The sequence below is a fragment of the uncultured Olegusella sp. genome (assembly GCF_947253395.1).
In the GTDB taxonomy this organism is placed as follows: domain Bacteria; phylum Actinomycetota; class Coriobacteriia; order Coriobacteriales; family Atopobiaceae; genus Olegusella.
On sequence record NZ_CAMXYY010000076.1, the window covers coordinates 1 to 7,185 of the forward strand.

9 protein-coding genes are annotated in these 7,185 nt (G+C 48.6%); all 9 read right to left on the reverse strand.

Features of this window, described 5'->3' with window-relative positions; translation table 11 throughout:
- Positions 1–50 precede the first annotated feature (50 nt).
- On the reverse strand, positions 51–359 hold the full coding sequence (mihF, locus tag Q0X25_RS06360) for an integration host factor, actinobacterial type (protein WP_021626127.1): 309 nt from the start codon (positions 357–359) through the stop codon (positions 51–53).
- A gap of 224 nt (positions 360–583) precedes the next feature.
- Positions 584–1,237: an orotate phosphoribosyltransferase gene (gene pyrE / locus Q0X25_RS06365; protein ID WP_298580157.1), complete on the reverse strand. Its 654-nt coding sequence runs from the start codon at positions 1,235–1,237 to the stop codon at positions 584–586.
- A 43-nt stretch (positions 1,238–1,280) separates the two neighbouring features.
- The gene (pyrF, locus tag Q0X25_RS06370) at positions 1,281–2,015 is read right to left on the reverse strand and encodes an orotidine-5'-phosphate decarboxylase (protein WP_298580160.1); all 735 of its coding nucleotides are present in this window, start codon (positions 2,013–2,015) and stop codon (positions 1,281–1,283) included.
- Positions 2,009–2,935, reverse strand: coding sequence for a dihydroorotate dehydrogenase (locus Q0X25_RS06375; RefSeq protein WP_298580163.1), 927 nt, complete (start codon positions 2,933–2,935; stop codon positions 2,009–2,011). Before Q0X25_RS06375 ends, pyrF begins: the two co-directional genes overlap by 7 nt.
- Positions 2,929–3,711, reverse strand: coding sequence for a dihydroorotate dehydrogenase electron transfer subunit (locus Q0X25_RS06380; protein WP_298580164.1), 783 nt, complete (start codon positions 3,709–3,711; stop codon positions 2,929–2,931). Before Q0X25_RS06380 ends, Q0X25_RS06375 begins: the two co-directional genes overlap by 7 nt.
- A gap of 26 nt (positions 3,712–3,737) precedes the next feature.
- Positions 3,738–5,027 carry a dihydroorotase gene (locus Q0X25_RS06385; RefSeq protein ID WP_298580166.1) on the reverse strand — a complete coding sequence of 430 codons (1,290 nt, stop codon included), beginning with the start codon at positions 5,025–5,027 and terminating at the stop codon, positions 3,738–3,740.
- Positions 5,027–5,950, reverse strand: coding sequence for an aspartate carbamoyltransferase catalytic subunit (locus Q0X25_RS06390; protein ID WP_298580168.1), 924 nt, complete (start codon positions 5,948–5,950; stop codon positions 5,027–5,029). Before Q0X25_RS06390 ends, Q0X25_RS06385 begins: the two co-directional genes overlap by 1 nt.
- On the reverse strand, positions 5,938–6,531 hold the full coding sequence (gene pyrR, locus Q0X25_RS06395) for a bifunctional pyr operon transcriptional regulator/uracil phosphoribosyltransferase PyrR (RefSeq protein ID WP_298580170.1): 594 nt from the start codon (positions 6,529–6,531) through the stop codon (positions 5,938–5,940). The genes Q0X25_RS06390 and pyrR overlap by 13 nt, the downstream gene beginning before the upstream one ends.
- A gap of 216 nt (positions 6,532–6,747) precedes the next feature.
- The coding region (locus Q0X25_RS06400; RefSeq protein WP_298580172.1) for a hypothetical protein at positions 6,748–7,185 on the reverse strand (438 nt) is incomplete at its 5' end.

Sequence of the window (7,185 nt, forward strand, 5' to 3'; positions counted from 1 at the left end):
ACCTACACCAGCAGGACCTGAAATTACAAAGAGACGGGGTGTAAGTTCCACTACTTGGAAAGCACCTCAAGCAGCTGCTCGCGCTGACGAGCACCCAAGCCCTTGACACGACGAGTAGCAGAAATGCCCAGCTCATCCATAATCTTGGTAGCCTTTGCCTTGCCATAACCAGGCAGAGACTCGATAAGAGCAGAGACCTTCATGCGTGCAGCAATGGGGTCATCAGAATCGAGAACCTCCTGCAGAGAAACTTGACCGTTCTTAATCTTATCGCGAAGCTCTGCACGAGCATGACGGGCTGCAGCCGCCTTCTCGAGTGCTGCTTTACGCTGCTCATCGCTCAGCTGAGGTAGTGCCATGAAGTCCTCCAAACATCCAACGTACCTAAATGCAATTCAAAAAAAGAGTGCCAGTCGCACATCTCATTGATACCGCTGACTTGCACGGACATTTAGTGTGCCACAAATTTGTCTGAATGCAAGCATGAGCTGCAAAAACGCGCTTTTTTAGCCTTCTTCGTCACATTACGTACGTTTATACACGTTTTTTTGGCTTAAAAGAAGGATAAAGACAGGCTTCAAGACTAAGCGCGCCAAGACTCATCAGCAGGATTATCTCGAAAAGCCAGCAAACGAGCCTCATCTGACGGCTTGATATATCCTTCTGCGACTGCCACTTTTGCGAGCGTATCAAGATCACATAAGCTTGTATTGCAAACATGCTCTGTCGATAAACGATCGAGGCCTTTTTGCATACCGTATGTAAATATCGATACCACACCTAAAACATCAGCGCCTGCTTCACGAAGGGGCAAAACACAATCGAGTACAGAACCTCCCGTTGAAATAAGATCCTCAACTACAACAACCTTCTCACCAAACTCTAAGTGACCCTCAATTTGATTTTTGCGGCCGTGATCTTTTGCAGAACCACGCACATAACCCATAGGCTTACCCAAACGATCAGCCGCAATAGCAGCATGAGCAATTCCTGCAGTAGAAGTTCCCATGAGCATTTCTACTTTGGGATAAAGCTCGGCAATACGAGCGGCGATAGACTCATCGATGAGGGTACGTACGTCTGGATATGAAAGAGTAAGACGGTTATCACAGTAAATAGGGCTCTTGATACCACTTGCCCACGTAAAAGGGTCATCTGGCTTCAAAAAAACCGCACGAATAGAAAGCAAGGCATGGGCAATCTCAGCGGCAGATGCAGCACGAATAAGGGAAGCCATAGGAGTTCCTCCTTTTTTGACAAAAACAGCTATATAACAACGCTTAGTGAGCGGTCAGCTCAGCAACAATGGCATCAAAGGCACAAACAGGATCTTCTGCCTTCGTAATCGGTCTTCCGACCACCAACTTTGAGGCACCTGCCATAAGTGCGGCAGCAGGAGTAGCGACACGCTTTTGATCTCCCCTAGCAGCACCTACAGGACGTACGCCAGGTGTCACAATGAGCGCATCAGGGCCCAAAAGTTCACGCATTTCGGCTGCCTCCTGAGGAGAGCAGACGATACCATCAGAACCTGCCCCTACAGCTAAAGTTGCAAGACGAGAAACTTCTTCTTTGACCGTAGACTGCACGCCAATAGATGCCAAAGCTTCTTGATTCATGCTGGTTAGTACTGAAATTGCCACCAGTCTAGTGCGCTCACCGCGCATCTCAGCTGCCTCTTCAGTGCCCGCGCGTGCTTCGCCTACCATCTCAGCACCACCAAGGCCATGAATAGAAAGGATATCTGCCCCTACCAACGACGCAGCACGGGCTGCTCCTCTAATTTGGAAGGGAATATCATGCAGCTTGAGATCAAGAAAGACTTTGAGTCCACGCTCATGCATCTTTTGGACTATAGCTGGTCCGCAAGCATAATAAAGAGTCATACCCACTTTGACCCAACGAGCACGACCTTCAAGCTGTGCAGCTAATTTAAGTGCTTCTTCATGACTGCAGTCAAGCGCAATGATTATTGCATCACGGGCTTGTTCAACTGACAAAGGAAGGCTTAACATTCAAAAGCTCCTATCAATTCATTAATATCCGAAGCACCCTGATTTTTTGCCCAGTCATATAGCTCGTCTACTACACGAACCGCTGTCATGGGATCCGTCAGATTTGCTGTACCAACCGAAATTGCAGTAGCTCCCGCCAAGATAAACTCCGCAGCATCTGCACCATTGGTAATGCCACCAATGCCACAAAGAGGAAGGTTTGATGCCTGGTGAGCTTCCCAAACCATACGCACGGCAATAGCGTGAATAGCAGGACCACTCAAACCTGCAGTGGGTCGAGAGAGACGAGAGCGACGCGTGCGCGTATCAATAGACATGGCGGGAATCGTATTAATAAGGCTAAGCGCATCAGCACCTGAAGCTTCAAGGGCACGCGCAATTTCTGACACCCGGCTTGGTGCCATTTTGACAATAAGAGGCTGTTTGGTACGAGGACGCACTGCTTGCATAAGCTTTGCAGCCGTCTCAGGGGTAGCGCCCATTGCAGCACCACCGGCAGCGATATTAGGACAAGAAATATTAAGCTCAAGTCCAGAAGCCCAAGGTGCAAGCTCCTCATAAAGCTCTACTGCCGCAATATATTCGTCGATGGAATGGCCCGCAACCTGCAAAATTACGGCACAACCACGCTGAGTTAATCCCTGGAGATATTCACCTTCAGACTCCACCATAGCGCGAATACCGACATTTTGTAGCCCTACCGTATTCATAATACCTGAGCTGACCTCACACATACGAGGTGCGGGGTTGCCATCCCAAGGCTCTACAGCACAGCCCTTACACGTAATTGCACCAAGGCGAGCAACATCATAAAAGCTCTCAAACTCCCGCCCAAAACCATAGGTACCCGAAGCGGTATTCACAGGATTTTGCATATGAATACCACCAAGATTTACTGCCATCAAAGGTGTACTCACCATGCCACCTCCTTGGCATCAAAAACAGGGCCGTCGGTACAGCAGAATTTATAGCCACCTGCTCGCATAGCAACATTACAGGTATGGCAGGCGCCAAAACCGCACGTCATCATTCGCTCTAAGGAAGCTTGGCAGTCTATTTTGGCCTTTTTTGCAAGTGAAGCCACACCAGCCATCATCAGGTTTGGACCACAGGTGAGAATCTGTCCGAAATCACCTGGCAAAAGCTCTGCGACCACCTCGGTGGTAAAGCCTTGCCTACCGTAACTTCCATCATCTGTAGTGACAATAACGGTAGCACCCATATCTTGAAGCACCGACTCGCCCCACAGTCGCTCTTTTGAGCGCGCACCAAGAACAGCGCAAAGCTCTACGTCCCGTTCTTTTAATTCGCGCGCCGCAGCAACAATGGGAGGTGCACCAACACCACCAGCTACCAGCAAAGCAGAACGATTATCGCTGAGATTCCAGCCCTTACCACACGGACCAATCAACGTAGAGCTCACACCAATCCTCATCTGAGAAAGTCGCTGCGTACCTTCACCTACTACGGCATAGATGAGCTCAACACTACCCTCTTGCAAGTCAATGGAAGCAAAGGACAGGGGAAGGCGCACAATATGAGACGGATCGCCAGGTACGGCAATGTTGATAAACTGGCCTGGCATAAGCTTTTTGGCAAGCTCAGGTGCCAAAATCTGCATGCGATACACGTCTTTTGCAACTTTTGCGTTGGACAGCACGCTAAAGTCATATTGCTTGATACCCTCTGTCCTCATTTTCACCCCATTGCTTTTTATAAACTTTAGGCCACAACACCGTTTGCAAGTGTACGTTTACCGCCACAGAACACATCACAAGCAGCGCCTTTGAGCTTATTGCCCAAGAAAGCAGAATTTTTAGATTTAGACTCAAAGTAGTCCTCAGTTACCTCAACTTCAGCTTCAGGATCAATGAGTGTCAGATCGGCAGCCGAACCTTCTTCAATCTTGATCGCAGGGAGACGCAAAATCTCACGCGGGGATACAGCCATCACTTCTACGAGACGACTCCAGCTCATAATGCCAGGTTCAACCATATGGGTAAGCATCAGAGGAAGAGAGGTTTCAAGACCGATAGTGCCAAAGAACGCAATTTCCCACTCACAGTCCTTCTCGTGAGCGGCATGAGGAGCGTGATCGGTCACTACACAGTCAATGGAACCATCGACAATGCCCTGACGCAGGGCTTCAGCATCCTTAGCAGAGCGCAGAGGAGGATTCATCTTGAGGTTAGTGTTGTAAGCAGTGGTGATATCGTCATCACAAAGGAAGAGGTGGTGAGGGGTTACCTCACAGGTTACGGATAGTCCTTCGGCTTTTGCTGCTTTAACCATTTCAAGGCCACGAGCCGTTGAAATATGAGCGATATGTAGGGCATAGTTAGTAGAACGAGTTAACTGAATATCGCGCCAGATTTCATGCTCTTCAGCCAATGCTGGCCAGCCAAACATGCCGAGACGAGTTGCTGCACGACCAGCGTTGATAACACCATTCTTTGAAAGGCTCTCATCTTCACAGTGAGCAATAGCCACCTTGTTGAACTGAGAAACATAGCCCATGCAAGTCTTCATCATGCCAGCAGATTGCACACCATGCCCATCATCAGAAAAAGCGCACGCGCCTTCGAGCACCATGTCCCCTATCTCGGCCAATGCCTCACCCTTTTGACCTTTGGTAAGCGCACCGATAGGACGAATATGCACATAACCTGCTGCTTTACCGCGGTCAATCTGATAGCGAATCTCGGCTCCCTCATCAGCAACGGGGTTGGTATTGGGCATGGTGGCCACATCGGTAAAGCCACCATGAGCAGCTGCACGAGATCCTGTCTCAATGGTTTCTTTGTACTCAAAACCTGGATCGCGGAAATGTACGTGCATATCTACCATACCAGGAATGAGCACCTTACCTGTAGCTTCTACTACCTCAGCATCTGTAGTATCAAGATTGTTGCCAACTGCTTTGATTTTATTGCCCTCAATCAGCACATCGCGCACATCATCAAGACCAAGCTGTGGGTCGACAACGCGTGCGCCACGAATCAAATACGCCATTAGTTTTCTCCTCCTAAGAGCAGATACATCTCAGCCATACGGGTTAGGACTCCTGCGTTTACCTGCTTTAAAATCCTCGACTGCAAACTATCAGCAACCTCAGTATTGATTTCCATACCACGGTTCATAGGACCTGGGTGGCACACGATGGCACCAGGTTTCATCATGGCAGCACGGCGAGCATCTAGACCATACAAGCGGTTATACTCACGCTTGGAAGGAATTGCAGCACCCTCCATACGCTCCAGCTGCACGCGCAGCATATAGACAACATCCATCTCAGGAATAACCGAATCAAGATCTGCCGTCTGCTTGCAACCATACCAGCTGGGATCGCCTACCTGGAAGGTTGGAGGCCCAACAAGAGTAACTTCGGCACCCATAGTCTTAAGAGCAGGTGCGAGCGAGCCGCAGACACGACTGTGAGCGAGGTCACCAACAATAGCAACCTTAAGACCATCGAGATGCCCAAACTCCTCACGGATGGTGTAAAGATCAAGCATGGCCTGGGTTGGATGCTGATGTTTACCATCACCTGCGTTAATAACAACAGCATCGGTATTTTCAATAATTTTTTTGGGAGTACCTGCCAGCCTTGCACGACAGACAAACATATCAACGTTCATAGCATCAATGGTCTGAATAGTATCAGCGAGGCTTTCTCCCTTTACAACAGAGCTGGTAGAACCGCCCATATTGAGAGAGTCAGCCGACAGACGCTTTTCCGCTAGCTCAAAGGAACTGCGTGTACGCGTAGACGGCTCAAGAAAGAGATTTACAATCGTGCGACCACGTAAAGCGGGGACCTTCTTGATAGTACGAGCATTCACAATAGGATCAAAGGATTTGGCAGTATCAAGAATCTGGGTAATGTCATCTGCCGTAAGGTCGTTAGTATCAATCAAATGCTTTACTGAGAGCATGAGCGTTGGCCTCCTGTCTGAATTGCGGCCTTGTGAGTCGCACTACCCCAAATTTCAACTGCTGAGTGATCGTCATCAGGCTCAACATAGACACGCACATCCTCCTCACGGGAAGAAGGAACGTTTTTACCAACATAATCGGCGCGAATAGGCAACTCACGGTGGCCACGGTCAACCATAACAGCCAGCTGAACCCTACGAGGTCTACCGTAATCCATCAGAGCGTCAAGAGCAGCGCGGATGGTACGACCCGTATAAAGGACATCGTCTACGAGCACAACCACAGCATCATCAATATTAAAAGGAATATTGGAACCCTGAAGTACTGGCGCTACGCGCTTGCCAATGTCATCACGGTAAAAGCTAATATCGAGCGTACCGATTTGTGGATGCACGCCAGCTGCCTTTTCAATCTCATCGGCAAGCTTGCGAGCAAGCGCCTCACCTCGACGGATGATTCCTACAAGAACAAAATCCGTACTACCTTCGTTATGTTCTAATACCTCATGGGCAATACGAGTGATGGCGCGACTCATCGCCGCCTCATCCATAATCGTCGCCTTTGGCTCAAACTGTGCCATTACGCTCCTTCCCATCTCTTGGACGCAGTCGCGACAAGAAAAAAAGATGCCCTGTCGCCGTTAGCGACACGAGACACCCCGCAAGTAAATACACATATAAAATTTAACACCTTACGGGCATCTCGTACCGCGCTTAAAGGTCGTGCTCCAGTGTAGCAGGTCTTACAAAACCTGTGTGTCACAAATAGACAAACTATTTATCTTCCGTAAGACAGACTAGGTATCTTCCGTATCAATATGCGCAAGTCCCCAAGAAAGCCATACCCAACAGGACTTTTTTCCATCAGGTGTTGTGCAACAAACTTGCTGCTTATCATTCAGTGATATCGAAGCGATCTCAAAATCAATGGCAGAAGACTGCCAAATAGCTTGGATATGACCTTCTTGCATAGTCCAAATAAAGATGTGCTGGGAAAAATTAATATCGTCTTGTTTGATCCAAAAAGGACGGGATTTGCCAAAACTTCCCCGCTTCCATAACAGACAAATAATTTCTTGACTGTTGTCATGATTGATATCGCCTACCAGCACATCAGAAACAAACCAACTGGTATCTGTTTGAAAAAGCAAGGTTGTATTGTTGCTTATCTTCAGCTGACGCTGATGGAGTGCGAGTGTCTCTGCTGTTCCATTGTTATCAAGATCAAGACTTTG